The organism is Rhodococcus zopfii NBRC 100606 = JCM 9919, assembly GCF_001895025.1.
In the GTDB taxonomy this organism is placed as follows: Bacteria; Actinomycetota; Actinomycetes; order Mycobacteriales; family Mycobacteriaceae; genus Rhodococcus; species Rhodococcus zopfii.
Genome location: NZ_BCXI01000013.1, coordinates 152,761 through 178,635 on the forward strand (window position 1 = coordinate 152,761; position 25,875 = coordinate 178,635).

Annotated in this window: 24 protein-coding genes; 10 read left to right on the forward strand and 14 right to left on the reverse strand. The window is 68.8% G+C overall.

Annotated elements, in window-relative coordinates:
• Positions 1 to 17: 17 nt before the first annotated feature.
• Entirely contained in the window at positions 18 to 1,301 is a 1,284-nt protein-coding gene (locus tag RZ1_RS09730) for a wax ester/triacylglycerol synthase domain-containing protein (protein ID WP_072811327.1), read from the reverse strand.
• Between the two features lie 36 nt (positions 1,302 to 1,337).
• Here RZ1_RS09730 and RZ1_RS09735 point away from each other — a divergent pair, with 36 nt between their 5' ends.
• The gene (locus tag RZ1_RS09735; RefSeq protein ID WP_072811329.1) at positions 1,338 to 3,380 is read left to right on the forward strand and encodes a prolyl oligopeptidase family serine peptidase; all 2,043 of its coding nucleotides are present in this window, start codon (positions 1,338 to 1,340) and stop codon (positions 3,378 to 3,380) included.
• Positions 3,381 to 3,527: 147 nt separating this feature from the next.
• Here RZ1_RS09735 and RZ1_RS09740 read toward each other — a convergent pair whose 3' ends face one another.
• Both RZ1_RS09740 and RZ1_RS09745 read right to left on the reverse strand, forming a co-directional pair.
• On the reverse strand, positions 3,528 to 4,385 hold the full coding sequence (locus RZ1_RS09740; protein ID WP_072811331.1) for an alpha/beta hydrolase family protein: 858 nt from the start codon (positions 4,383 to 4,385) through the stop codon (positions 3,528 to 3,530).
• A 4-nt stretch (positions 4,386 to 4,389) separates the two neighbouring features.
• A complete protein-coding gene (locus RZ1_RS09745; RefSeq protein WP_083583614.1) occupies positions 4,390 to 5,484 on the reverse strand; it encodes a patatin-like phospholipase family protein in 1,095 nt (364 codons plus the stop codon).
• A 197-nt stretch (positions 5,485 to 5,681) separates the two neighbouring features.
• Between RZ1_RS09745 and RZ1_RS09750 the strand changes: the two genes are divergently transcribed.
• On the forward strand, positions 5,682 to 6,011 hold the full coding sequence (locus RZ1_RS09750) for a PASTA domain-containing protein (protein WP_072811332.1): 330 nt from the start codon (positions 5,682 to 5,684) through the stop codon (positions 6,009 to 6,011).
• Between the two features lie 20 nt (positions 6,012 to 6,031).
• Here the strand turns inward: RZ1_RS09750 and RZ1_RS09755 are convergent, their stop codons facing one another.
• Together RZ1_RS09755 and RZ1_RS09760 are read right to left on the reverse strand one after the other, a co-directional pair.
• Positions 6,032 to 6,748 (reverse strand): alpha/beta hydrolase, encoded by a 717-nt coding sequence (locus tag RZ1_RS09755; RefSeq protein WP_083583616.1) that lies wholly within the window; start codon positions 6,746 to 6,748, stop codon positions 6,032 to 6,034.
• Positions 6,646 to 7,509, reverse strand: coding sequence for a nitroreductase family protein (locus RZ1_RS09760; RefSeq protein ID WP_072811334.1), 864 nt, complete (start codon positions 7,507 to 7,509; stop codon positions 6,646 to 6,648). Before RZ1_RS09760 ends, RZ1_RS09755 begins: the two co-directional genes overlap by 103 nt.
• 117 nt (positions 7,510 to 7,626) lie before the next feature.
• On the opposite strand from RZ1_RS09760, the gene RZ1_RS09765 reads away from it, so the two are divergent.
• The 3 genes from RZ1_RS09765 (at position 7,627) to RZ1_RS09775 (ending at position 9,399) form a co-directional block, all read left to right on the forward strand.
• Positions 7,627 to 8,010, forward strand: coding sequence for a phage holin family protein (locus tag RZ1_RS09765; RefSeq protein ID WP_072811336.1), 384 nt, complete (start codon positions 7,627 to 7,629; stop codon positions 8,008 to 8,010).
• Between the two features lie 81 nt (positions 8,011 to 8,091).
• Entirely contained in the window at positions 8,092 to 8,295 is a 204-nt protein-coding gene (locus RZ1_RS09770) for a PspC domain-containing protein (RefSeq protein ID WP_072811338.1), read from the forward strand.
• Between the two features lie 102 nt (positions 8,296 to 8,397).
• The gene (locus RZ1_RS09775; protein WP_072811339.1) at positions 8,398 to 9,399 is read left to right on the forward strand and encodes a bile acid:sodium symporter family protein; all 1,002 of its coding nucleotides are present in this window, start codon (positions 8,398 to 8,400) and stop codon (positions 9,397 to 9,399) included.
• A 13-nt stretch (positions 9,400 to 9,412) separates the two neighbouring features.
• On the opposite strand, the gene RZ1_RS09780 is transcribed toward RZ1_RS09775, so the two are convergent.
• Entirely contained in the window at positions 9,413 to 10,126 is a 714-nt protein-coding gene (locus RZ1_RS09780; RefSeq protein ID WP_072811341.1) for a MerR family transcriptional regulator, read from the reverse strand.
• 117 nt (positions 10,127 to 10,243) lie between these two features.
• Here RZ1_RS09780 and RZ1_RS09785 point away from each other — a divergent pair, with 117 nt between their 5' ends.
• On the forward strand, positions 10,244 to 11,461 hold the full coding sequence (locus RZ1_RS09785) for an erythromycin esterase family protein (protein ID WP_072811405.1): 1,218 nt from the start codon (positions 10,244 to 10,246) through the stop codon (positions 11,459 to 11,461).
• Between the two features lie 4 nt (positions 11,462 to 11,465).
• Here RZ1_RS09785 and RZ1_RS09790 read toward each other — a convergent pair whose 3' ends face one another.
• The 7 genes from RZ1_RS09790 to RZ1_RS09820 form a co-directional block, all read right to left on the reverse strand.
• On the reverse strand, positions 11,466 to 12,500 hold the full coding sequence (locus tag RZ1_RS09790; protein WP_072811343.1) for an alpha/beta hydrolase: 1,035 nt from the start codon (positions 12,498 to 12,500) through the stop codon (positions 11,466 to 11,468).
• Positions 12,501 to 12,828: 328 nt separating this feature from the next.
• Positions 12,829 to 14,451 carry a chaperonin GroEL gene (groL, locus tag RZ1_RS09795; protein ID WP_072811345.1) on the reverse strand — a complete coding sequence of 541 codons (1,623 nt, stop codon included), beginning with the start codon at positions 14,449 to 14,451 and terminating at the stop codon, positions 12,829 to 12,831.
• A 290-nt stretch (positions 14,452 to 14,741) separates the two neighbouring features.
• Entirely contained in the window at positions 14,742 to 15,275 is a 534-nt protein-coding gene (locus tag RZ1_RS09800; protein WP_072811347.1) for a DUF6764 family protein, read from the reverse strand.
• A 133-nt stretch (positions 15,276 to 15,408) separates the two neighbouring features.
• Positions 15,409 to 16,185: an HAD-IIA family hydrolase gene (locus tag RZ1_RS09805; RefSeq protein ID WP_072811348.1), complete on the reverse strand. Its 777-nt coding sequence runs from the start codon at positions 16,183 to 16,185 to the stop codon at positions 15,409 to 15,411.
• Between the two features lie 28 nt (positions 16,186 to 16,213).
• The gene (gene htpG, locus RZ1_RS09810) at positions 16,214 to 18,154 is read right to left on the reverse strand and encodes a molecular chaperone HtpG (protein WP_072811350.1); all 1,941 of its coding nucleotides are present in this window, start codon (positions 18,152 to 18,154) and stop codon (positions 16,214 to 16,216) included.
• Positions 18,155 to 18,249: 95 nt separating this feature from the next.
• Positions 18,250 to 19,059 carry an SDR family oxidoreductase gene (locus RZ1_RS09815; RefSeq protein WP_072811352.1) on the reverse strand — a complete coding sequence of 270 codons (810 nt, stop codon included), beginning with the start codon at positions 19,057 to 19,059 and terminating at the stop codon, positions 18,250 to 18,252.
• A 69-nt stretch (positions 19,060 to 19,128) separates the two neighbouring features.
• Positions 19,129 to 19,710 carry a dihydrofolate reductase family protein gene (locus RZ1_RS09820; RefSeq protein ID WP_072811406.1) on the reverse strand — a complete coding sequence of 194 codons (582 nt, stop codon included), beginning with the start codon at positions 19,708 to 19,710 and terminating at the stop codon, positions 19,129 to 19,131.
• Between the two features lie 159 nt (positions 19,711 to 19,869).
• On the opposite strand from RZ1_RS09820, the gene hutU reads away from it, so the two are divergent.
• From hutU to hutG, 3 genes are read left to right on the forward strand one after another with little or no spacing between them, the layout of a single operon-like run.
• Positions 19,870 to 21,558 carry a urocanate hydratase gene (gene hutU, locus RZ1_RS09825; RefSeq protein WP_072811407.1) on the forward strand — a complete coding sequence of 563 codons (1,689 nt, stop codon included), beginning with the start codon at positions 19,870 to 19,872 and terminating at the stop codon, positions 21,556 to 21,558.
• Positions 21,559 to 21,561: 3 nt separating this feature from the next.
• The gene (gene hutI / locus RZ1_RS09830) at positions 21,562 to 22,743 is read left to right on the forward strand and encodes an imidazolonepropionase (RefSeq protein ID WP_072811354.1); all 1,182 of its coding nucleotides are present in this window, start codon (positions 21,562 to 21,564) and stop codon (positions 22,741 to 22,743) included.
• Positions 22,740 to 23,720 carry a formimidoylglutamase gene (hutG, locus tag RZ1_RS09835; RefSeq protein ID WP_072811356.1) on the forward strand — a complete coding sequence of 327 codons (981 nt, stop codon included), beginning with the start codon at positions 22,740 to 22,742 and terminating at the stop codon, positions 23,718 to 23,720. Before hutI ends, hutG begins: the two co-directional genes overlap by 4 nt.
• 49 nt (positions 23,721 to 23,769) lie before the next feature.
• On the opposite strand, the gene RZ1_RS09840 is transcribed toward hutG, so the two are convergent.
• Positions 23,770 to 24,633 carry a TetR-type transcription factor C-terminal domain-containing protein gene (locus RZ1_RS09840; protein ID WP_238071875.1) on the reverse strand — a complete coding sequence of 288 codons (864 nt, stop codon included), beginning with the start codon at positions 24,631 to 24,633 and terminating at the stop codon, positions 23,770 to 23,772.
• Positions 24,634 to 24,892: 259 nt separating this feature from the next.
• Here RZ1_RS09840 and RZ1_RS09845 point away from each other — a divergent pair, with 259 nt between their 5' ends.
• A complete protein-coding gene (locus RZ1_RS09845) occupies positions 24,893 to 25,867 on the forward strand; it encodes a cyclase family protein (RefSeq protein ID WP_072811408.1) in 975 nt (324 codons plus the stop codon).
• Positions 25,868 to 25,875 lie beyond the last annotated feature (8 nt).

A 25,875-nucleotide genomic window follows, 5' to 3' on the forward strand; every position in this document is an offset into this window, starting at 1 on the left:
GGCCTGCTCCGGGCGCGCTACAGCCCGCCCAGCGACGCCCGGAGCAGCTCCACGTACCGGTCGAGTGCGGCATCGTCGAGGACGTCGGGGCTCGTGGTGACCGACACCGCGACGGTGTCGCCGAGGCCGTGCACGCCGTGGGTCAGCGCCATCACCGGCGACAGGCTCGGATATCCGGCGGTGAACCGCACCGCCGCGCCGCCGAGCACGAGGTCGGCGCTGCCCCGGTTCACGCTCGACACCACGGTGTTCCCGGTGACGGTGGGCGGAACGACGGACAGGTCGGTGCGGTCGGTGCCGAACCGCAGCAGCGGTGCGGGCACGTGGTCCTCGGTCCGCGACCGCACGGCCATCGCCGGGTGCGTGACGCGGCGGCGACGCAGGTCCAGTTCGGCGGCGATCGCGGCGGCCCGTTCGGCGGTGTCGCGGAGGTCCGGGCGGAGCGCCACGCCGACGCTGCGATAGGCGTTGCGTCCGGTGGCGGCCGGCACCGCGACCGGGACCTCCGCGCCGAGAGCGTCGCCCACCTCCAGGAACCTGGCGAGAGCCGGACCGATCGCGGTCAGCGCCGCGACCGTCACGGTGCCCGCGCGCCGCAGGTCGGCCGCATCGCACACGAGGGTCCGCACCGTACGGCGGGGACCGGGCGCGGTGTTCACCGCGACGAGCGGGCAACCCGGCGCCGGGGGCGGCACCGACGGCCCGGCCAGTTCCCGTTCGGCCCGGTTCGCGCGCACCCCGTCGGCGACGACCCCGACGATCTGCCCCGGCAGTTTCACCGCCGCGCGCACGAGCATGGCCGCCGGCGCCGGCGCGCGGGGCGGTTCGGTGCGCGGCGGCGAGTCCTTCTCGAAGAGGGCACGCGCCAGCGCGGACGCGCGCACCCCGTCGGCGACAGCGTGCGAGATCTGCAGCACCGCGATCAACGCGGGGCCGTCACCGCCGGGTGCGCCCGTCACGTCCGGGATCAGGTGCAGCCGCCACGACGAGACGCGGATGTCGAGGCTGCCCTCGACGAGGCGGCCGAGCAGGGTGGTCGCCGCCTCCCAATCGCCGCCGGGGTGTGTGGTGAATTGGTCGTCGCCGATGTCGCGGTCCGTCCAGTAGGGGTAGTCGAGCAGGCCGGGAACATCGACGGCCCGGGTGCGCAGGTCCCCGATCAGAGCGGCCCGGGCGGCAAGCTCGGCAAGCACCCGTTCGAGCTGCACGGACGGCGCGTCGAAGCAGTACACGAGGAACTGGTCGCTGGGCAGGCGGTCGCCGAGCCAGTCGCGGCGCGCGTCGGTTGGATGCATCTGCATGCCCGTCAGTGTGCCGGTCCGGGTAGAAATAGCGACATGACCTCTGCGACGAACTCCGAAGCCACGGCCTCCGATCCGACCGACCCGTACCTCTGGCTCGAGGACGTCACCGGCGAGCAGCAACTCGACTGGGTGCGTGCCCGCAACGCACGCACCGTCGACGAATTCACCCGCACCGACGAGTTCGAGACGTTGCAGTCCCGGATCCGCGAGGTTCTCGACACCGACGCGCGCATCCCCTACGGGCGGCGGCGCGCCGAATATCTCTACAACTACTGGCGGGACGCGCAGCATGTCCGCGGTCTGTGGCGCCGCACCACGATGGACCAGTACCTGCGCGACGACCCGGAGTGGGATGTGCTCGTCGACCTGGATGCGCTCGCCGACGAAGAGGGCGAGAACTGGGTGTGGTCGAGCGCGCAGGTGCTGCGTCCCGACCAGACGCGCGCGCTGATCGGCTTGTCACGCGGCGGCGCGGACGCGACGGCTATCCGCGAATTCGACCTGGTGACAAGGCGGTTCGTGTCGGGTCCGGACAGTTTCGAGCTGCCCGAGGCGAAGACGGACGTCGGGTGGATCGATGCCGATGCCATCTACGTGGGTACCGATTTCGGCGACGGTTCGCTCACCGATTCGGGATATCCGCGGCTCGCGAAGCGGTGGCGTCGCGGCACCCCGATCGCCGAGGCGGAGACCGTGTTCGAAGGCGAGAAGGCCGATGTGGCGGTGTCCGCGGCGTACGACCGCACCCCCGGATACGAGCGCACCTTCGTCGAACGGGCCCTGGACTTCTACACCGCGCACCGGTTCGAGTCGACCGACGACGGTGAGCTGGTGAAGCTCGAGGTGCCGGACGACGCCCGCGCCGGCGTCTACCGCGACCATCTGCTGGTGCGTACCCGGTCGCCGTGGCTGGGTCATCCGGCCGGTACGCTGCTGGCCACGAATTATCCGGCATTCCTGGCTGGTTCGCGTGACTTCACGGTGCTGTTCACCCCGGACGAGCACACCTCGCTCGAGCAGTACGCGTGGACCCGCAACCACCTGCTGGTCGTGACGTTGCGCGACGTGCAGACCGAGGTGCGGGTGCTCACGCCGGGACCGGACGGGTGGGAGGACCGCCCGCTCGACGGTGTTCCGCCGGCGACGTCCACGTCGATCATCGACGTCGATCCGCTCGAGAGCGACGACTTCTTCCTCAACTCCAGTGGTTTCACCGTCCCGGCGACGCTGCTGTCCGGGACGGCCGGCGGCCCGCTCAACGCGATCAAGCAGGCCCCGTCGTTCTTCGACGCCGAGAATATATCCGTCACACAGCATTTCGCGACATCAGACGACGGAACCCAGGTGCCGTACTTCGTGGTGGGCAGCAACATCGGCATCCCCTCGCCGACCCTGCTCTACGGCTACGGCGGATTCGAGAACTCGATGGTGCCCGCCTACGGCGGCGGCGTCGGCCGGGCCTGGCTCGAACGCGGCCACACCTACGTGATCGCGAACATCCGCGGCGGCGGCGAGTACGGCCCCACCTGGCACACCCAGGCGCTGAAGGAGAACCGGCACAAGGTGTTCGAGGACTTCGCGGCGGTCGCGAAGGACCTCGTCGCGCGGGGCATCACCACCGCGGAACAGCTCGGCATCCAAGGCGGCAGCAACGGCGGCCTGTTGATGGGCGTGATGCTCACCCGCTATCCGTCGCTGTTCGGGGCGATCGTGTGCCAGGTGCCGCTGCTGGACATGAGGCGCTATCACCTGCTGCTTGCGGGTGCGTCGTGGATGGCCGAGTACGGCGACCCCGACAATCCGGACGAGTGGGCCTTCCTGAAGAAGTACTCCCCCTATCAGAACGTCGACCCCGACGCGACGTACCCGCCGATCCTGATCACCACCTCGACTCGCGACGACCGGGTGCATCCCGGTCATGCCCGCAAGATGGTCGCCCGGCTCGAGGAGCAGGGCCACAGTGTGCGGTACTACGAGAACATCGAGGGCGGTCACGGTGGCGCGGCGGACAACGCGCAGGCCGCGTTCAAGTCCGCGCTGACGTTCACCTTCCTGGAGGAGGTTCTCGCGCGCTGACCGGGCTCGGACACCACATCCGCTCGGCGACCGGTTGTCCGCCCCGGCAATCGTCACGGCGGATGACTGGACGCCACACGGATGTGACCGACCGGCCGCGACACGCAGGCTCGCCCATATGGCGGCACCGGAGTCGGCGCCGCGACGTCAGCGATCGTGCAGCCACCCGGCGATCCGCTCGACGATCTCCGCGTTGTCGCGGATCCAGCCGTTGTGGCCGAGCGGACGGTTCAGGTGCCACGTGGTGATCTCGGCCGCGGGCAGCTTCTCGAGCAGGTGCCGGGCCGATGCCACCGGTGTCATGTCGTCATTCTCGACGGTGATCGACAGCACCGGTAGCGTCAGCCGCGCGAGGCGTTCCTCGTAGTCGATGTCGGCGCCGTACGGCTCGAATCGTCCGCCGCGCGCCAGGCGCGCCCAATCGGAGATGAGCACGCGGGACTGCCGCCCGAACCCGCCGACGTCGAGCTTGTCTCCCGGCCAGAAACCCGCGACGCTCGCCGTGATCGACATGGCCGCGGATCCGAGCAGGAGCCCGGGACCCCGCGACCCCGGAAAGTGCCGGTAGTAGGGAGTTCCCGCGGCGACGAGGATCAATCCGCCGAGCCGGCCCCTGATCCGCGACGCGTAGAGCACGCCGAGCTGACCGCCCATCGAATGGCCCAGCAGATACGGGGTCGAATCGGGGAAGCGCTCCCGCACGACCTCGAACATCGCGGGGAAATCCACGGACACCAGCTCGTGGTAGCCGTAGGTGCTGTCGGCATCCGGGCGCGGCCGGCTGTCGCCCTGCCCGCGCAGTTCGCAGATCGCTACGTCGAGGCCGTGCCCGGTCAGCGCCTCCGCGAACGGTTCGTAGTAGCCGCCCGGGATTCCGAGCCCCGGGACGACGACGACCACGATCCGGGCCGCGTCGCGGCGCGTCTCATGCTCGTGGTCCGGGCCGGGGAACAGACGGACCGGCGCGGTGGTACCGCCCGGCAGTTGGATCGGTACGGTTTCCACCGCTTCAGGGTAGGTCGTGAGGCGGGTCCCGGTCCGGTGGTTGGCCGGTGTCGCCGCCCTCCCCCTGCGTCGGCGCGGTGAACCCGGCAGTGTCGAGTGCCGCCGCGGTCAGCGACCATCCGAGTTCGATCATTTCGGCGGCCTTGTGGAAATCGAGGCTGCGGCACGCGGTGCGCGGTACCTCGACCAGGACGTCCGGCGGGTAGGCGGCGAGCTGATGCCGGGCCAGCGCCGACTGCATGATGTCGATCGACCGGCTCATCACCGCGACGCGACCGAGTTTCGGCGCGGCCACACCGCCGGATGCCACCGCGCCCTCGAGGACCGCGTCGACGGGCGTCTCGGCCGGGTCCTCCTCGTCGGCGGCATCGGATTGGGTCGAGTCCGAGTCGGCGGGGGTCTGCGCCGAGCCGAACCGGCCCACCACCGATCGCACGATGTCGCGTTCGAGCAGGAATCCGGCGCTGCGGCGGAACCGGCCGATCCATTCCTCGACCGGGCGCGGTTCGGCGCTGACGTTCACCGGTGACGCGAGCCCACCGCGCTCCTCGCCGGCAAGGCTGATCCCGATGGTCAGGTCCGATGCCAATGCCACGGTCGGCGCGACCGGCAGCGGCGCAAGAGTGCCACCGTCGGTGAGCACCCGCCCGTTGAGCACCGCCGGAGTGATGACGCCGGGAATCGCGATCGAGGCGCGGATGGCGACGTCGAGCGGGCCTCGTTGGAACCACACCGGCCGCCCCGCGACCAGATCGGTCGCGACCGCGGTGAACGGGAGCGGCAGGTCCTCGATCTGCACGTCACCGAGGATCTCGCGGACCCGGGCGAGTACCTTCTCGGCGCGGATGGCGCCGGGTGCGGTGACCGACACATCGAGCAACCGCACCACATCGAGCTGCGTCAGTGTCAGGGCCCAGTCGGTGTACTCGTCGAGTTTGCCCGCCGCGTACACGCCGCCGACCAGGGCGCCCATCGAGGATCCCGCGATACCCGCGATCTCGAAGCCGCGCTCGGTCACAGCCCGGATCGCTCCGATGTGCGCATATCCACGCGCGCCCCCACTGCCGAGTGCGAGAGCCACCCGTTTCGGTTCGGCCATGGCTTCGACGGTACCGCCCACACTCCCCGACGAACCCCGACCCGCAGATTCGGGGTGCAGATGGGTGGCTCCCCCGATGTGCCCGAGACGGTGGTGAAGCCACGATGAGATCGGCTCGAGATCACAACCCACATCTCGTTCACACCAACGTCTTTCCTGTCGTCACCGCCTGTTCTTCACCATCGAAGGGAATCACCGTGCACACCATCACTTCCGCCGCCGCCGCCGTCACAGCCGCCACCGCAGCCGCCCTGCTCCTCGGTGGCCCCGCCGCAGCTGCCGAGCCGGTGCCGTCCGTGGTCGGGATGAGCGAATCCACCGCCCGCGCAACCCTCACGGAGGAAGGCGTTCCGTACACGGTCCTCAACCGCTCCGGCAGCGCCTCGGCTTCGTGCACGGTCACCGAGCAGCGGGATCGCGGCTACCGCACCGAGACCGACATGGTCTACGACCACGACGACCACGAGTTCGACCGCGTCGAGACCCAGGTCTGGCGGGGCATCGGCCTCGTGGTGCTGTGCAACTGACCCGGATCCCGAGACGGTCGTCAGCGCAGAGCCTGGTCGAAGACCGGCCACGACCGGTGCAAGTCGTCCTGCCAATAGGTCCACGAGTGGGTCCAGGTGGGGCGAAGCTCGACGTGGGCCGGAATTCCGAGCTCGTCCAGTCGCGCGGCGAAACGCCTCGTGCATTCACCGGTCGCAGCCTCGATGACTCCACCGGTACCGGCCTGCCGTACGAGCACCAGCGGATCGCCCGCGACCTCACGCCCATCCAACGTGTCGTCGTACCCGGGAAGCCCTGTACCGCTGGAAATGTAGAGTTCGATGCCGCGCAGCCGCTCGGCGTTCAGGTAGGGATCGTGTGCGGCCCACGCCGGATCTCCGACGGGGCCCCACATGTTCGTCACGTCGCCCCGCCCTCGGTCCTCGACCACCATTTCGACGAAGCGCCTGCTCACCGGGTCGCTCGTGGACGGACACCCACTGTACGAACCGACCGCGCCGTACAGTCCGGGGCTTTCCACCGCAAGATTGAGGACCGAGGTGGCCGAGGCCGATACGCCGGCGATCGCGTTGCGCCCGGACGTACCGAGGGCGGCGTCGACGAGGGGCGAAACGAACGCGGGTGAGCAGCGCCCGCATTCGTGCGTACGGGCGGTCAGTTCAGATCGAAACCACGTCGTTCGAGCGCCTCCCTCAACCCTTCCCGGACCCCGAGCGCTCCCCGCGTCGCGAACCGGCCGACGACCCGGTCGGTCCAGCTGTCCGGCAGGCCCTGCTCGCGGTAGAACGCGGAGATGCGGGCCTCGTACTCGGCGATGCCCGCCTCCTGCGCCGCCAGGTCGTACTGTTCGCGGTGCAGCACCACATCGACGCCCAGGCGCGGCTTGACCTCGGCGGATTCGGCGGGATCCGGGTGCCCGACGACGAGCCCGACCACCGCGAAACTGTGCGCCGGAAGGTTCAGCTCCTCGGCGAGCCGGGTCGGATGGTTCCGGATCGCGCCGATGTACACGGTACCCAGACCCAGGGACTCCGCGGCGAGTGCGGCGTTCTGCGCGGCGAGCGTCGCGTCGACCACGCCGAGCAGCGCCGATTCGACGAAGCCCGCGTTGACGAGGTCGCGGTCGCGCTGCTCGGCGATGCGACCGGCGCGCGCGAGGTCGGCGACCCACACCAGCAGCAGAGGTGCGTTGCGGACCGCGTCCTGGTCACCGGCAAGAGAGGCGATCCGGCCGAGCCGATCCCGGTCGGTCACCGCCACGACGCTCCACAACTGCAGGTTGCTCGAGCTCGCCGCGGACGACGCGGCCGCCACGATCGCTCGCAGCTGATCGTCGGACAGTGTGTCCGGCAGGAACTTTCGCACCGACCGGTGTGCAAGCTGGGTGGCGAGCACCTCGTTCCACGCCGGATTCTCGGACTGCACGGGATTGTCGGACGTCACGGGATTCTCGGCTTCGGTGGCGCCGTAGCGGAGGCCGAGTGCGGCGCGGCGGCTGTCGACGACGGTGTCGGTCATGAGTGTCCCTTCTACAACGAGCCCTGACCCTCATCGTGCCGAGCCGCCTCGACACGGCCCAGCCTTTGCCTCACCGCGATTCCAGACGATTCGGGCTTCCTCGTTTACGCTGACCGCATGATGCGACTCCTCGCGACTGCGGTCGTCTCCCTGATCGCCAACGCGATCGCCCTGATCGTCGCGGCCTGGGTGCTCTCCGGCATGTCCCTCACCGCCGTCGCGTTCCTCATCGCCGTGGTGATCTTCACGGTCGTCGCGGTCGTCATCGACCCGTTGATCCGCCAGGTCTCGGTGACGAAGGCGCCCGTCCTGCTGGGTAGCAGCGCCCTCGTCTCGACGCTGGTGGCGCTGATCGTCACCGCGCTCGTCAGCGACGGCCTGCAGATCACCGGTATCGGGACCTGGATCCTGGCGACGGTGATCGTCTGGGCGGTATCGGTCGTCGCCCGCCTGCTGTTGCCGATGGTGATCTTCAAGAAGACACTCGCCGCGCGCAAGTAGATACCCTGAGGCGAAAGATCAGGGTCGGAATCCGGGCGTCACCGGATGTGCCCGAGACCTGCTCGGCGGCAGTCTGAGTGCATGACATCCGATAGCAATTCCACGCCCCGTCCGTTCGCCCGTTCCCGCTCGCAGCGCATGCTCGGCGGCGTGTGCGGCGGTCTCGCCGAGTACTTCGACATCGACGTCAACCTGGTCCGTGCAGGTGTCGTCGTCGCCGCCTTCGTCACCGGCGGTGGCGCCGCGCTGGTCTACCTCGCCTTGTGGATGCTGCTACCCGAGTGAAGGAACTTCCGTCGGCCTCGCGGGTCCGCGACGGCGGCGGGTACGCCACCCGGTGCGCGGGGCCCCGCGCACCGGATCAGGCGCTTCCCCTACCGTCGAATCATGCTCTCGAAGATTCCCCTGCTGAACCGACTCGACCCTTTCCTGGTCGGCATCCTCGCGACGGTCGCCGTCGCCGCGGTGCTGCCCGCCGGAGGTGTCGTGCTCACCGGGTTCACATGGGCATCCAAGATCGCGATCGGCCTGCTGTTCTTCCTCTACGGCGCGCGCCTGTCCACCCGTGAAGCGGTCGACGGCCTCAAGCACTGGCGGCTGCACGCGACGATCCTCGCCACCACGTTCGTGATCTTCCCGCTGCTCGGCCTGGCCGCGAAGGTGCTGGTGCCGTGGCTGCTGACGGACCCGCTGTACATCGGGGTGCTGTACCTGTGCCTGCTGCCGTCGACGGTGCAGTCGTCGATCGCACTGGTGTCCGTCGCGCGCGGCAGCGTTCCCGGTGCGATCGTCAGCGCGTCCGCGTCGAGCCTTCTCGGCATCTTCGTCACGCCGGTCCTGGTCGCCCTGACCATGGCGACACAGGGTGTGACGTTCAGCGCCTCGGCGGTGCTCGACATCGTGCTCATGCTGCTCGTGCCGTTCGCGGTCGGTCAGGTGCTGCGCCGCTGGATCGGCACGTGGGTGACGCAGCACGGCAAGGCCCTCAAACTGGTCGACCGCGGCGCCATCCTGCTCGTGGTGTACGTGGCGTTCAGCCGCGGCATGAACGAGGGCATCTGGTCGAGCCTGTCGATCGCCCGGCTGCTGGCGCTGATTCTCGTGTGCATCACCTTGCTCTCGCTCGTCCTCGCGCTCACGTGGTTCGGCTCGCGCCGCCTCGGTTTCAGCTACGAGGACCGGACCGCGATCCTGTTCTGCGGGTCGACGAAGTCGCTGGCGACGGGGCTGCCGATGGCGACGGTTCTGTTCCCCGGTCAGCCGATCGGCCTGATCGTGCTCCCGCTCATGCTCTTCCATCAGATCCAGTTGCTGGTGTGCGCGGCGATCGCGGCACGGCTGGGGAAGAATGCTCCCGAGCCGGTGACGGCATCGACGGGAACGTCCTGAACGACCCCGGATCTCACCGCCCGGACGCGGCCGGACCCGCCCCGCCGAGCAGGCTGAGGTAGGCGTCGAGCTGGGCCGCGCCGGAGAGCAGATGGCGACTGCGCGCGTTGAGCCGGTCCTGCCACGCATCGAGAAACGCGCGCAGCTCGTCGGTTCCGCCCGTCTCGCGCAGCGAGTCGAGGAATCGCACGATCCGGGTCAGCGGGTACCCGCCGCGCCGTAATTGACGCGCGATCTCGGCGTCCCGCACGCTGTCCGGACCGTAGGTGCGGTATCCGGTGGCGCGGTCGCGTCCGGGCCGCAGGATGCCTTCGGCTTCCCAGGAACGCAACGTCGCCCGGTGCACGCCGAGCCGGTGCGCGAGTTCGCCGACGGACAGCAGCCCGCCGCTCGGAGCCGGGGTCGCGGTGGACAGGGCAGCGAGCGCCGACGCGACCTCGGCGCGCGCGCCGCGTTCGGCGAGCAGGTCGACGTGCGCGGCGTCGATGAGACGGTACGCCGATTCGGTGTCGCCCCGGTTGACCGAGCGCATGATCTCCATCGCGGGCCGATGCCCGTGGCCGGCCCGCAACGCGAGAAAGGCCCGCAGGGCGTGCGCGTGCAGCCGCGTGTACTGCCGGTAACCGGTGTCGCTGCGTTCGGCCGGCGGGAGGATCCCCGCATCGTCGTAGTTGCGGATCGCCTGCGCGGACAATCCATGCTCGCGAGCCAGGTCGACGGGTCGCAGCGCACACCTCCCTTTGAGACTTCGAACCAGGAACCACAGGTCGTTCCCGCAGAAGCCTCACACGATTCTTCAACGATACCGTCGAGGGGGTAGGTGATTCCGTCGAGAGGAGTGCTCATGCCGACCACCGCATCACTGCACGACATCGCCCGCCCACTGGGCGATCCCGAGAGCCTCGGCCGTGCGGTCGACGAGCTGCTCGCCGCGCGACCCGAGCCGCCGGCCGTCCTCGCCGTCGGCGAGCCGACCCACGGCATCGAAGCTTTTCCGTTGCTGCGCAACGACATCCTGTGTCATCTCGTCGATCGCGGATTCCGGTCGATCGTGCTCGAGACCGATGTGTTCGCCGCGGCGGTCGTCGACGACTACGTATGCGGGGCGGGGACGGAGATCGACACTGTTCTCGCGACCGGGTTCAGCCACGGTTTCGGCGCCGTGCCGGGCAACCGCGAACTCGTCGGATGGCTGCGCGCGCACAATGCCGGTCGCGCGCCGGCCGATCGGGTTCGCTTCCACGGCTTCGACGCGCCGCTGGAGTTCTCCGGTGCGCCGAGCCCGCGGCGCGCGCTGTCCGAGGTCGTCGAGTACCTGCCCGCGACGCTGCGGCCCGCGACGGCCCGCGATCTCGACATGCTGCCCGGCGACGACGCGGACTGGTCGAACGAGGCAGCGATGTTCGATCCTGCTGCTTCGCTGGGTAATTCGGATCGAGCTCGGGCGCTGCGCGTCGTCGCCGACGATCTCGCCTGCGCGTTGCACCGTGCGGGACCTCTCCTGCGGTCCACCGACCCGGACGGATACGACGGTGCCGTCGCGCATGCGCGCACCGCGCTGGGTCTGCTGCGCTATCACGCGGCGATGGCGACCGCCGGACCCGATCGGATCGGGAATCTGCTCGGTGTGCGCGCCGAGATGATGGCGGCGAACCTGCTCGCGATCGCCGCGCAGGAACAGCGGCGCGGACCGAGCCTGCTGTTCGCGCACAACGCGCACCTGCAGCGGGCCGGGTCCGGAATGCGGGTCGGAGCGGAGAACGCGACCTGGTGCAGCGCCGGGGCCCTGGCGGGACTCGAACTCGGTGAGCGCTACGTGTTCGTGGCGACCGACGCCGCACCCCACAGCGAACCGGGCACCCTCCAGCACGCGCTCGCCGAGGCGACCGTCCGGCGCGCGCTGTTCCCCGCATCCGAACTCCGCGGTGCGCTCCCGCAGGGTGTCGGTGCGGGCGATCCGATCGTGCCCGGTCACATCCCGCTGGCACCGGCCGTCCTGGACGGTGCCGACGCGGTCGTGTTCGTCGCCGACACCGACGGAACGCGGCACCCATACTGGTAGCCGCCTACCGGGTCAGGGCGGCCTCGATCATCGGCCACGACTGGTGGAGGTCGTCCTGCCAGTAGCCCCACGAGTGGGTGCCGACCGGACGGAACACCGCCTGCACCGGGATGTCGAGCTCACCGAGCCGGTTCACGAACCGGTGCGTGCACTCGTCGGTCGCGGCCTCGATGACACCGCCGACCAGGATCTGGTTGGCGAGCACCTCCACATCGCCGTTCACCTGCGCCTGATCGAGTCGTTCGTGCTGGCCGGGCAGCCCGGTCGCGCTCGACACGTACAGGTCGGTGCCACGCAGCCTCTCGGCGTTGACGATGGCGTCGTTCGCGACCCAGTCCGGGTCGTCGGCCGGACCCCACATGTTCTCGACGTTGCCGTCGCCGCGTGACTCGACGACGGTCGTCACATAGGCCCGGCCGAGGTCGTCGCTGGTGGACGCGCACCCGCTGTAGGAGCCGACGGCACGGTACAGCCCGGGGCGTGCGATCGCGAGATTGAGCACCGACGTGGCCGACGACGAGATCCCGGCGATGGCGTTGGCACCGGACGTCGCGAACGTGCCGTCCACGACCGGGGGCAGTTCCCGGGTGAGGAAGGTCGTCCACTTGTTGCGGCCGAGAACCGGATCGTCCTGCTGCCAGTCGGTGTAGTACGAGAAGGCGCCGTCGATCGGCGTGATCACGTAGGCGTCCTTGTCCGCGAAGAAGGACTCGACGTCGGTCATCTGCTCCCAGGTGTTCCTGTCCTCACCGCCGCCGGCGCCGTTGAGCAGGTACAGGACGGGCTGCGGCGTGGTCGTATCGGCCGGAAGCAGGATGTCGAGCGGGATCGTGCGACCCATGGACGGCGAGTAGACGTGGGCGACGACCTTGCGGTCGGTGATCCGATCGATCCGATCGATGTAGGCGCCGGTCGAGGCGGCGTCCGCGGGCCCGGCGCCGGACGGGGCGGGGTCGGCGGTCGCGACGGCGGTGGGGCCTGCAAGGCACAGCAGGGCGAGCGCGGCGATGGTGGTCCGGGATCGGAGGGTGGAACGCATGGAGAAGAGGAAAGCCTTTCACGCGTGACCGCAGCGGCAGACCGCTGCGGTCACGGTTGATCGTCGGGAACGAACCCAGTCTACGAGGACCCGCCTGCCGAGCGGGCGAGCACCGGGAAGTCCACTACAACGAAACTTCCGACACCCGCCGCGACAGCGCAGGTGGAGACCGCAGACAGCGATATGCAAATTGTGGGGAATGCACAAGCGAAATGGTTCGAACGGAACTGTGCACGCGTTTCGGACGGTCCCGGTGTTTCGCAGAAACGGGCGAGGCCCGACCCCACACGATGTGGGATCGGGCCTCACGCGAGCTGACGGGCGGGACTCAGAAGTCCATGCCGCCCATGCCGCCGGTCGGGTCCGCGACGGGCGCGGCCTTCTCCGGCTTGTCGGCGACGACGGCCTCGGTGGTCAGGAACAGGGCCGCGATGGACGCCGCGTTCTGCAGCGCCGAGCGGGTGACCTTGACCGGGTCGTTGATGCCGGCAGCGAGGAGGTCCTCGTACTCACCGGTGGCGGCGTTGAGGCCGCTGCCGGCGGGCAGGTTGCGAACCTTCTCCGCGACGACGCCGGGCTCGAGGCCGGCGTTGAACGCGATCTGCTTCAGCGGAGCCTCGAGGGCAACCTTGACGATGTTGGCACCCGTGGCCTCGTCACCCTCGAGCTTGAGCTCGTCGAGGACCGGAGCGGACTGCAGCAGCGCCACGCCACCACCGGCGACGATGCCCTCCTCGACGGCGGCCTTCGCGTTGCGGACGGCATCCTCGATGCGGTGCTTGCGCTCCTTGAGCTCCACCTCGGTGGCTGCGCCGGCCTTGATGACCGCGACACCGCCGGCCAGCTTGGCCAGACGCTCCTGCAGCTTCTCGCGGTCGTAGTCCGAATCCGACGCCTCGATCTCGGCGCGGATCTGGTTGACGCGACCGGCGATGGCGTCGGGATCGCCCGCACCCTCGACGATGGTGGTCTCGTCCTTGGTGACGACGACCTTGCGGGCCTGGCCGAGCAGCTCGAGACCGGCGGTCTCGAGGGACAGGCCGACCTCTTCGCTGACGACCTCGCCACCGGTGAGGATGGCGATGTCGGCGAGCTGGGCCTTGCGGCGGTCACCGAAGCCCGGAGCCTTGACGGCGACGGACTTGAAGGTGCCGCGGATCTTGTTCAGAACCAGGGTGGACAGCGCCTCACCCTCGACGTCCTCGGCGATGATGACCAGCGGCTTGCCGGACTGGATGACCTTCTCGAGCAGCGGCAGCAGGTCCTTGACCGTCGAGATCTTGGAGCTGACGAGCAGGATGTAGGCGTCCTCGAGGACGGCTTCCTGACGCTCGGCGTCGGTGGCGAAGTAGAGGGAGATGTAGCCCTTGTCGAAGCGCATGCCCTCGGTCAGCTCGAGCTGAAGGCCGAAGGTGTTGGACTCCTCGACGGTGATGACGCCTTCCTTGCCCACCTTGTCGATGGCCTCGGCGATGAGCTCACCGATCGCGGGGTCACCGGCCGAGATACCGGCGGTAGCAGCGATCTGCTCCTTGGTCTCGACCTCCTTGGCGGTGTCGAGCAGCTTGGCGGTGACGGCCTCGACGGCCTTCTCGATGCCGCGCTTCAGACCCAGCGGGTTGGCGCCGGCAGCGACGTTGCGCAGACCTTCACGAACGAGCGCCTGAGCGAGGACGGTGGCGGTGGTGGTGCCGTCACCCGCGACGTCGTCGGTCTTCTTGGCAACTTCCTTGACCAGCTCGGCGCCGATCTTCTCGTACGGATCCTCGAGCTCGATCTCCTTGGCGATGGACACACCATCGTTGGTGATCGTGGGGGCGCCCCACTTCTTCTCGAGCACGACGTTGCGACCCTTGGGGCCCAACGTCACCTTGACAGCGTCGGCGAGGCTGTTCAGGCCCCGCTCGAGACCGCGACGGGCCTCTTCGTCGAACGCGATGATCTTGGCCATTGCGAAGTGATCCTCCGGATATCGGGGTGACACCTAGGACGACCGCTCGTCGGGTCGGCCCATTCACGGCTCGACCCGCGTCGGGTCGGTCCGCTCACAGGACGACCGCTCGTCGGGACGCCCCGTGTTGCCTCGGTCGGAATCAGTGCCCGCGACGGACGACCAGGGGTGTCGATATTCCCGGCCTCACCGTCCCGACCTGGCACTCACTCATCGTGAGTGCCAACTGCATTTTTAGCACTCGGGTGTGGCGAGTGCAAGGCTCGCCACACCCGTCGGTGCCGTACCGATCAGCGACGGGTGGACCCCACACCGACCGCGCACCACTGACCCGACCCGGTGTTCACCGCGAACGACTGCGCCCCGACGCACGTGACCCCGGTTTCGTCGGCGGTCGCACCCGATCCCCAGCCCGCGAGCGAAAGGGTGATCACGGACGGACCCTGCGCCGACGAATGACTCAGACCGCCACCGAGCGCGTAGGCGAACGAACGCCCGCCGTCCCGCGCGGCACTCAGCGCGGTGCCGAATCCGGTCGCCTCCGACTCGGCTGCCCCGGCCGCGCCGGCGACCGACACCGCGGTGCCGCTCTCCGACGCCGCCGCGCGGGCAGTGCCGCCGGCCTCGGCCTTGGCGCCACAGCTCGCGGTGTCTGCCACGAGGATCTGATTCTCCGACGGCGGCGACACACATGTCACCGGCGCGGCCGCCGCGGTACCCACTCCGAGCAGGGACGTCGCCGCAACGCCCAGGGCGGCGACCACACCGGCACGTGCCATGCGACGACGGCCGGGACGAACGGAGCGGAAGGAACGAATGAACAATGCAGCTCCTCGAGAACAGATTCGGGATCGGTCGGATACGACCGGTGGAGAGAGCCCCCGGGCGCGAGCGTATCCCGTCGCCTTCCGCCCGCGCCGAGTGGGCCGGGTCACAGCTGCCGAGAGCGGGCGGCGGCTACAGCCGGTCGAGAAGGGCAGGGAGATCGGCGATCGAATCGACGACGTGATCGGGCCGCTCGACGGCCAGATCGAGAACCGATTGACGGAACTTGCCGGTACGGACGAGCACACCGGTCATCCCCAGCCGCTGACCGGGGATCACCTCGGCCCCCAGGTCGTCGCCGACCACGACCACCCGGTCCGCTTCGGTGCCCATCAGCTCGGCGGCCTCGAGGAAACCCTGCATGGACGGCTTCCCGACGGCGACGACGCTGCGACCGGACAGCTCCTCGAGACCCGCCAGGTAGGTCCCGGTGTCGAGGCGCAGACCGTCCGATGCCTGCCACGAGCCACCGCGGTGCATCGCCACGACGGGCACACCGTCGAGCATCAGTTCCGCGACCCGACTCAGCGCCCGGTGCGTGAACTCGGGGCCGGCGCCGCCGAGGACGACGACCTCCGGATCGTCGTCGTTGCGCGTGATGCCGGCGAGATCCGCGTCGACGTGACCGTGGTTGAGCACCCAGCACCGGCGACCGGGATAGGTCTGTCGCAGGTATTCGGCGGTGAGCGACGCGGCGGTGACGATTTCCGTCTCGTCGACGGGCATACCCAGCTCGGTGAGGCGGTTCGCGATCTCCGCGCGGGTGCGCGACGTCGTGTTGGTGAGGAACGCGCGCGCCAGACCGCGGTCACGCAGCTCCGCGAGGACATCCGCGGCTCCCGGGACGGGGTCCCACGACAGGACGATCACGCCTTCGATGTCGAACAGGACCCCGTCCACGCCACTCATGACGCCGAGCTTATCGGGCCGCCACCGGCTACAGACTGCGGGCGAGCTTGTCGGCGAGCAGCCGCGCGAAGCGAGCCGGATCGTCGAGTTCGCCGCCCTCGGCGAGGACCGCCGTCCCGTACAGCAGTTCCGCGGTCTCCGCGAGCGCCGGATCGTCGCTGCGCTGCGCATGCGCGGTACGCAGACCGGTCACCAGCGGATGGTCGGGGTTCAGTTCGAGGATGCGCTTCATCGGAGGCAGCGCCTGACCCGATGCCCGGTACATGCGCTCGAGGGCGGGCGACATGCTGAACGTGTCGCCGACGATGCACGCCGGGGACGTCGTCAGCCGTGACGACAGGCGCACCTCCTTGATGTGCTCGTCGAGCGCGTCCTTCAGCCAATCGAGGAGACCCGCGAAGTCCTTCTCCTTCTCCTCGCGGGCGGTCTCGGCGGCCTTCTTCTCGTCCTCGCTGTCGAGATCTACCTCGCCCTTGGCGATAGAGCGCAGCGCCTTGCCGTCGAACTCCGGCACCGACGACGCCCACATCTCGTCGACCGGGTCGGTCAGCAGCAGCACCTCGATGCCCTTGGCCCGGAACGCCTCCATGTGCGGGGAGTTCTCGAGCTGCTGCCGCGACTCGCCGGTCAGATAGAAGATGTCCTCCTGACCGTCCTTCATCCGCTCGACGTACTCGGCGAGTGTGGTCTGCGTGTCCTCGTCGGCGGTGGAGTCGAACGACGACAGGGCCAGCAGGGTGTCGCGGTTGTCGGCGTCCGAGATGAGGCCTTCCTTGACGACGCGGCCGAACTCCGCCCAGAACGTGCGGTACTTGTCGCGGTCGTTGGTGAGCAGCTCCTTGAGCGTGGAGAGCACCTTCTTGGTGAGTCGACGCCGGATCGCCCTGATCTGGCGGTCCTGCTGCAGGATCTCACGCGAGACGTTGAGCGAGAGGTCCTGAGCGTCGACGACACCCTTGACGAAGCGCAGATACTCCGGCATCAGCTCTTCGCAGTCGTCCATGATGAATACCCGCTTGACGTACAGCTGGACACCGGACTTGCGTTCGCGCATGAACAGGTCGAACGGGGCCTGCGACGGGATGAATAGCAACGCCTGGTATTCGAAGGTGCCCTCGGCCTTCATCGGGATGATCTCGAGCGGCTCGTCCCAGGCGTGAGAGACGTGCTTGTAGAACTCGTTGTATTCGTCCTCGGACACCTCGTCCCTCGAACGAGCCCACAGCGCCTTGCCGGAGTTGAGGGTTTCGGTTTCGACGACCGTCTCGACGACCGGTTCGCCGCCGTCCGCACCGGGGGTGGTCTTGGTGCGTTCGATCTCCATGCGGATCGGCCAGGCGATGAAGTCGGAGTACTTCTTGACGATCTCGCGCAGCTTGTGCGCCGAGGTGTAGTCGAAGAGATGGTCGTCGGCGTCCTCCGGCTTGAGATGCAGGGTGACAGCGGTGCCCTGCGGCACGTCCTCGACGGCCGCGATGGTGTACGTCGACTCGCCGCCGGACTCCCAGCGTGTGCCGGTCTCCTCCCCCGCCCGGCGGGTGACGAGGGTGACGTTGTCGGCGACCATGAACGCCGAGTAGAAGCCGATGCCGAACTGGCCGATCAGTTCCTCCGATGCGGCGGCATCCTTGGCTTCCTTCAGTTTGCGGCGCAGTTCGCCGGTGCCGGACTTGGCGAGCGTGCCGATCAGGTCGATCACCTCGTGGCGGGACATGCCGATGCCGTTGTCCCGGACGGTGAGGGTCCGCTTGTCCTTGTCGACCTCGAGGTCGATGTGCAGATCGGACGTGTCGACCTGCAGGTCCTTGTCCTGGAACGCCTCCAGCCGCAGCTTGTCCAGCGCGTCGGACGCGTTGGAGACGAGTTCACGCAGGAACGTGTCCTTGTTCGAGTAGATCGAATGGATCATCAGGTCCAGCAGTTGCCGGGCCTCCGCCTGGAACTCACGCTGTTCGACATGTGTGCTCATTTTCGGTCCCCTTCGAAGCAGAACGGTCGACCGTCGATCCTACTGGCGGCGGGCAGCTCCGCTGCCGGTGTGTGCCTCGGTGTCCCTCGGACGGGTCACCGAGGCGCACCGGCAGCCTCTGCCTCCGTGAAACTCCGGCGCAGGGCGTCCATCCGTGCGTCGACGTGCGACAGATAGTGCGGGTGCGTGAGGATGTACGGCAGGTCGCGGGTGATGCCGTCGAGCACGCGGGCACCGGCCTCCGCCGGATCCATGCCGAGGCTCCCGTCGCCCTTGATGTGCACCACCTCCTCGACCTGACCGCCCAGCCGGGCGGTGGTGCTGTCCAGGTTCGACCGGACCAGTCCGGGACACAGCACCGACACACCCACCCCGTGCGGCGCCATCTCCTGTCGCAGGGCCTCGGACATCGCCACCACCGCGCTCTTGGCGGCGCTGTAGGCGCCGCGACCGGGTGCCCCCGCGGTCAACGCCATGACCGATGCGGTGTTGACGATGTGGCCCCGGCCGCGAACGCGCAGGTCGGCCGCGAACGTCGAGATTCCGTTGAACACTCCGGTCAGGTCGATGTCGATGATCCGGTCGAATACCTCCGGGTCGAGGTCCGCGATGTCACGGCCGTTGAATCCGATGCCGGCGTTGTTGACGAGGATGTCGACGGGCCCGAAGCGCTTCTCCGCCTGCGCCTTCGCCGCGCGCCACCCCGCGCGGTCGCGCACGTCGAGTTCGAGTGCGGCCAACTCCCCCGGCCGGGTCGCCGCGACCGTCTCGGCTCCCGAACGGTCGATGTCGGCGATGGTGACGTGTACGCCTGCGTCTGCGAGCGCTTCGACGATCCCCCGGCCGATGCCGCTGGCCCCGCCTGTGACGAATGCGTGGCGCGCGGAACCGAGGTCCACTCGCATCCACCTCCTCCTACGCAAGTTCGGAAAGAATGTTGTTGCCGAAAATCAGAACATCATTCTTGTCGACGGTCAAGCATCGTCGGGAGACCGGCCCTGCACCGCGTACCGCGAGTAGGTGATGCCGTTGCGGAACGCCTTCGCGTCGAGCAGCGTCAACCGAGGCACCTCGAACCCGTCGGGAAACAACCGGCGCCCGCGACCCTGCACGACCGGGTAGACGAACAGCCGGTACTCGTCGACGAGACCCGCCTCGATCAGCGCGTGACAGAGCGTGATACTGCCGGTGGTGACGATGTCGCGGCCGGGCTGCTCCTTCAGCGCCCGGATCCGCCCGATCGGATCGGAGGCGATGATCGTGGTGTTCTGCCACTGCGGGTCCGTCACGGTCGCGGACACGACGTACTTCTGAACCCGGTCCAGGTAGTCGGCGACGCCGGTCGGATCGTCCGCCAGCTGCGGCCAGTAGCCGCGCAGATCCTCGAACGTGCGCCGACCCACGAGGAAGCCGTCCGCGCCTTCGTCCTGACGGTGCAGCTCGTCGAGCAGATCCGAATTGTCCGCCCCGCCCTGCCCCTGCGGGTCGAACCAATCGCCGAGTATCTCGATCGATCCGTCGACGGTGATGTTCTGGGTGATGGCGAGTGTGCGCACGGCGAGCCTCCTCCGGTGGCGGTCCTCCCAGTTCCGACCGGCGGGCCGGGCCGAACTCATCGCGCGCACGACCCCCGGGGAGCCGAATCCGTGCTTCGCCACCGCACCGTGGCACCTGCGGGGTGTAATCGGTACAGGCCCGCACACCGCGAGGTGATCATGACCGACCCGTCCGGCGCCCGGCCCGTCCGCGCCCCCCGCGGCCGCGACCTGCACTGTCGCAGCTGGCAGCAGGAGGCGGCGCTGCGCATGCTGATGAACAACCTGGACCCCGAGGTCGCCGAGCGCCCCGACGAACTCGTGGTCTACGGCGGCACCGGACGCGCCGCCCGCAGCTGGCCGGCGTTCGACGCGATCGTCGCCGCACTCACGACCCTCACCGACGACGAGACGCTGCTCGTCCAGTCCGGCAAGCCCGTCGGGGTCCTGCGCACCCACGCGTGGGCGCCGCGGGTGCTGATCGCGAACTCGAACCTCGTCGGCGACTGGGCGAACTGGGAGGAGTTCCGCCGCCTCGAAGCACTCGGTCTCACCATGTACGGGCAGATGACGGCCGGTTCCTGGATCTACATCGGCTCGCAGGGGATCCTCCAGGGCACCTACGAGACGTTCGGGGCGGTCGCCCGGAAACTCGCCGCGTCGGGCCGCTTCCCGGACAGCGGCGGCACACTCGCGGGCACGCTCACCCTCACCGCGGGACTCGGCGGAATGGGTGGCGCGCAACCGCTGGCGGTGACGATGCACGACGGCGTCGCGCTCTGCGTCGAGGTCGATCCCGCGCGCATCGAACGACGCCTCGACCACGGCTATCTCGACGTGCGCGCCGACAGTCTCGACGCCGCGCTCGAACTGGCGGTCGCCGCCCGTGCGGCCCGCACGCCGCTGTCGGTCGGGGTGGTCGCCAATGCCGCGGACGCGTTCCCGCGACTTCTCGAGCGTGGCGCTCCGATCGACATCGTCACCGACCAGACGTCCGCACACGACCCACTGTCCTATCTGCCGCTCGGCGTCGCACTCGGGGACTGGCACCGGCTGAGCGAGAAGGACCCTGCCTGGTTCACCGAGCAGGCCCGCGCGTCGATGGCACGACACGTCGAGGCGATGGTCGGATTCCTCGACCGCGGCGCAGAGGTGTTCGACTACGGCAATTCCATCCGCGACGAGGCCCGCAAAGGTGGATACGCCCGTGCGTTCGACTTCCCCGGCTTCGTCCCCGCCTACATCCGGCCGCTGTTCGAGGAGGGGCGCGGCCCGTTCCGGTGGGTGGCGTTGTCCGGCGACCCCGCCGACATCGCCGCGACCGACCGGGCGATCGCCGAATTGTTCCCGGACAACACGCATCTGACGCGCTGGCTGCGACTCGCCGGCGAGCGGGTGCGGTTCGAGGGCCTGCCCGCCCGGATCTGCTGGCTCGGGTACGGCGAGCGGCACCGGGCCGGCCTGCGGTTCAACGAGATGGTCGCCTCCGGCGAGGTGTCCGCCCCGATCGTCATCGGCCGCGACCACCTGGACGCGGGGTCGGTGGCGTCGCCGTACCGGGAGACGGAGGCGATGGCGGACGGGTCCGACGCGATCGCCGACTGGCCGCTGCTCAACGCGCTGGTGAACACCGCGTCGGGTGCGACCTGGGTTTCGATCCATCACGGTGGCGGCGTCGGGATGGGCCGGTCCATCCATGCCGGTCAGGTGTGTGTCGCCGACGGCACCGAGCTCGCCGCCCGCAAGCTCGAGCGGGTACTCACCAACGATCCCGCGACCGGGGTGCTGCGGCACGTGGACGCCGGCTACGACAAGGCCGGTGACGTCGCCGTCAGCCACGGCCTGCGCATCCCCATGCAGGAGCGGTGAGTCGTGGACGCGGGTCCGTGGACGCTGCTCGACGGCATCGGCGCCCTCGTCACCAACGATCCCGGTATCGGTGCGGGGCCGCTGGGGCCGGTGCGCGACGCAGCTCTCCTGTTCGGGGACGGTGTCGTGCAGTGGGTGGGACACCGCGGCCGGGAACCGTACGGCGACAAGGTTGTTCGCATCGATCTCGACGGTCGCGCGGTGCTTCCGGGATTCGTCGACAGCCACACACATCCGGTCTTCGCCGGCGACCGCGCCGACGAGTTCGCAGCCCGGATGGCCGGACAGCCGTACACCGCGGGTGGCATCCGTTCGACGATCGCCGCGACCCGTGCGGCGACCGACGCTCAGCTCGATGCAACGGTGTCACGCCTGCTGACCGAAGCGCGGCGATCGGGGACGACGACGATCGAATGCAAATCCGGATACGGTCAGACCGTCGCCGACGAACTGCGCAGCCTGCGTGTGGCCGCGGCGCACACACCGGAGACGACCCTGCTCGCGGCGCATGTCACCCCGCCCGAATTCGACGGCCGCACGGACGACTACGTGCGCATGGTGATCGACCGGATGATTCCGGTGTGCGCACCGCACGCGAAATGGATCGACGTGTTCTGCGAACGGGGCGCATTCGACACCGAGCAGTGCCGCACGGTGCTCACGACGGGCGTCGCGGCGGGCCTGATTCCGCGGGTGCACGGCAATCAGCTCGGCCCGGGCGCCGGCGTGCAACTCGCCGTCGAGATGGGCGCTGCATCGGTCGATCACGTCACGCACACCGACACCGACGACATCGCGGCGCTGGCCCACGGCACCACGGTCGCAACACTGCTACCGGGGGCCGAATTCTCCACGCGCACCCCGTATCCCGATGCCCGACGATTGATCGACGCCGGTGTCACGGTGGCGGTGGCGACCGACTGCAACCCCGGCACCTCCTACACGACGAGCATGCCCCTGTGCATCGCACTGGCGGTGCGGGAGATGCGCATGACCCCGGACGAGGCGGTGTGGTCCGCGACCGCAGGAGGAGCACAGGCACTGCGCCGCACCGATATCGGAATCCTGCGCCCGGGCGCCCGGGCGGATGTGATCGCGCTGGACGCGCCGTCGCACGCGCATCTCGCCTACCGGCCCGGCGTGCACCTGGTGTCGCACGTATGGAAGGACGGACTGCGGCAATGATCCTGCGGACAGATGTGCCGGCACAACCGTGGACCGGCCGCGACGACGGGCCCGGCGAGGAGCACCTGCGCTGGCACGGCGCGGTCACGTCCTGGCCCGACGACCCGGCGGCCGGGACACCGGCCCTGATCGGGTTCCGCAGCGACGAAGGGGTACGACGCAACCGAGGGCGGCCCGGCGCCGCCCTCGGGCCGGTCGCCGTGCGCGCGGCGCTCGCGTCCCTGGCGCTCCCGCCGTCCGGGCCGTCGAGGGTGTACGACGCGGGCGATGTCGTCGTCTCCGGCAGCGATCTCGAGGCGGCGCAGCACCGTCTCGGCGTGGCGATCACCGGGATGCTCGACCGCGGGCATCCCGTCGCGGTCCTCGGCGGCGGGCACGAGGTCGCGTTCGGCACCTATCTGGGGGTCGCCGCGAGCGCGGCAGTGCGCGCGGGTGCACGCTGCGGCGTGCTGAACCTCGACGCGCACTTCGACCTTCGAGCCGATACGACACCGAGTTCGGGCACCCCGTTCCTGCAGATGGCGCGGCAGGAACGGGCACACGGCCGGGCGCTGCGATACGCGGTGGTGGGGATCGCTCAGCCGAGCAACACGACCGCGCTGTTCACGACCGCCACGGAACTCGGGGTGCGTTACCTGCTCGACGACGAGTGCCGCATCGCGCACCTGCCGGACGTCGAGACGTTCGTCGGCGAGTTCCTCGCCACGGTGGACCTGGTCCACCTGACCGTCGACCTGGACGTCCTGCCGGCCGCGATCGCGCCGGGGGTCAGCGCGCCCGCCGCGTACGGTGTTCCGCTCGAGGTGGTCCAGCACGTGTGCGACCTGGTGGCGCGCAGCGGCCGGCTCGCCGTCGCCGAGATCGCCGAGCTCAACCCGGCATTCGACATCGACGATCGCACCGCGCGCACCGCAGCCCGGCTCGTTCACCGACTCGTCACCGGCCGGCACACCGGTCGATCGATCGGCGCTCCGTAGAGCCGGCACGGGCACAGGCTCCTCGGCAGCGGGGAGGCGGTGAATCCTGTCATGGCCTCCGGACCACTTCCGCGCCTTCGTATTTCATGAGATCCAGAGCGTATCCCACGTACAGTTGTGCCACTTCCTCAGCGCTCATACGTCCTCCCTCGCTCCACCAGGTCGGGAGCGCAGTGCACATCGAGACCACCGCACGGGAGGCGTCCTCGGGGTTCCGGACGTGAAAGGCCCCGGCGTGCACCGCGGCCAGGACCTGTTCGTCCACCACAGCCTGTTGCCAGTTCCGCTTCGCGGCGATGATTCGCCGGTTCTCCGGTGTCAGAGCGCGCATCTCACTGGTTCCGATGAAGCCCAGTTCGCGACGGTGGGTGTGGTACAGAGCGAGGTTCTCGACGAGCAGACTGAAGACGGCGACGGGTTCCTGTCCGACTCCCTCCGCGAGGGCTGCTTCGGTTCTCCGGGCCAGGTCGTCCATCGTCACCTGATAGATCGTCATCAGGATGTCCTGTTTGCTCTTGAAGTAGTTGTAGATTCCGGGCACCGAGAGACCGCATCGCTTGGAGATGTCGCGCATGCTCGTGCCGTGGTATCCCACCGCCGACATCTCGTTCAGCGCCGCCTGCACCACGGGCGTCAGGACGAGCGGTTCGTATCTGCGCCACTGGAGAGGCCCCTCGTGATCCGTGGCGGATCCAGCCGGAATCCCGGCGGAGGTTCCGGCTTCTCCGAACGGCCCCGGGCGCGACGGGGGCCTGACCTCGAGTATGTCGGCCGGTGTCGTTCCCAGGGCGTCGGCGATGCGGTTCAGCCGATCGACGGTCAGGTTCGTCCTGCCGTTCTCGATCTGGCTCAGCGTTGCGGGGCTGACGTCGATGCGGCGCGCAAGTGCCCGCAGACTCATTTCACGGGCCATTCGTGCACTACGCACCCTGGCCCCGGTCGATTCCCGTGCACCGACTTCGGACGAGCCCATTCCCCACCCCCATGTTTACAAATTCTAAACGTCTTTCCCATCATGCCTGATGGATCCTCCGACGCGGAGAGAATTATCCGTTGATGGCCAGATCATTTGACCGGTGCGTGCTGTTGACATCCCGCGAATGTGACGTGCATCATGATCGCACACCGAGCGGGTGATCGCTCTGGTGTTCATCCCCGACGGAGGAGAAGAGATGACGGACATCGCAGCCCCCTCGATGCGCGAACTGCTCGGGCAGGACACTCCGAGCAATTGGGGCAAATGGGGAGCGGACGACGAGTTGGGCGCCCTGAACTATCTCGACGCACGGGAAGTGTTGCGCGGGGTCCAGCACATCAAGTCCGGCGAGACCTTCACGTTGCAGATCCACATGGGCCGCACCGAAAGCCCGGGCGACCCGCTGTGGCCCGGCCGCGAGGGCATCAAGCGGCAGAATGTTCTCGACGAGAGCACGTGGGACGGTGACGGAGCGCCCGCGTTCCCCGGCGGTCTGCACTACGCCGACGACACTGCTCTGGTCTTCCTTCAGGGATCCACCCAGTACGACGCGCTCGGCCACGTCTGGTACGACGGAAAGCTCTGGAACGGATACGACGCCCGCAGCACCGTCGGAGGCATGGACAAGGCCTCCGTGCTCCCCATCGCCGAAAAGGGTGTCGTCGGGCGCGGCGTGCTGATCGACATGGCCCGCCACCGCGGCAAGCGCAGTCTCGACAAGGGCGAAACGTTCGACCACCGCGACCTCGAGGAAGCCGCGGCCGCGCAGGGCGTGACCATCGAACCGCACGACATCCTGCTCATCCGCACCGGATGGCTCACCTACTGGTACGAACTGAACAATCCCGAGCAGTTCTACGACGGCTTCTGCGAGCCGGGTCTGACCTATTCCCGCGATCTCGTGGAGTGGTTCCAGGACAAGGAGATTCCCAACCTGGTCACCGACACGATCGCGAACGAGGTGACCTACGAACCCGAAAGTGGCGTCGCACTTCCGCTGCACTGCGCCCTGATGCGCAATCTCGGCGTCACACTCACCGAGATCGCCTGGCTCGACGATCTCGCCGAGGCGTGTGCCGCCGACGGCCGATGGAGCTTCCTCTACGTCGCTGCGCCTCTGAAGATCGTCAACGGCACCGGCGCCCCCGTCAATCCCGTCGTCATCCGCTGAAAGACGAG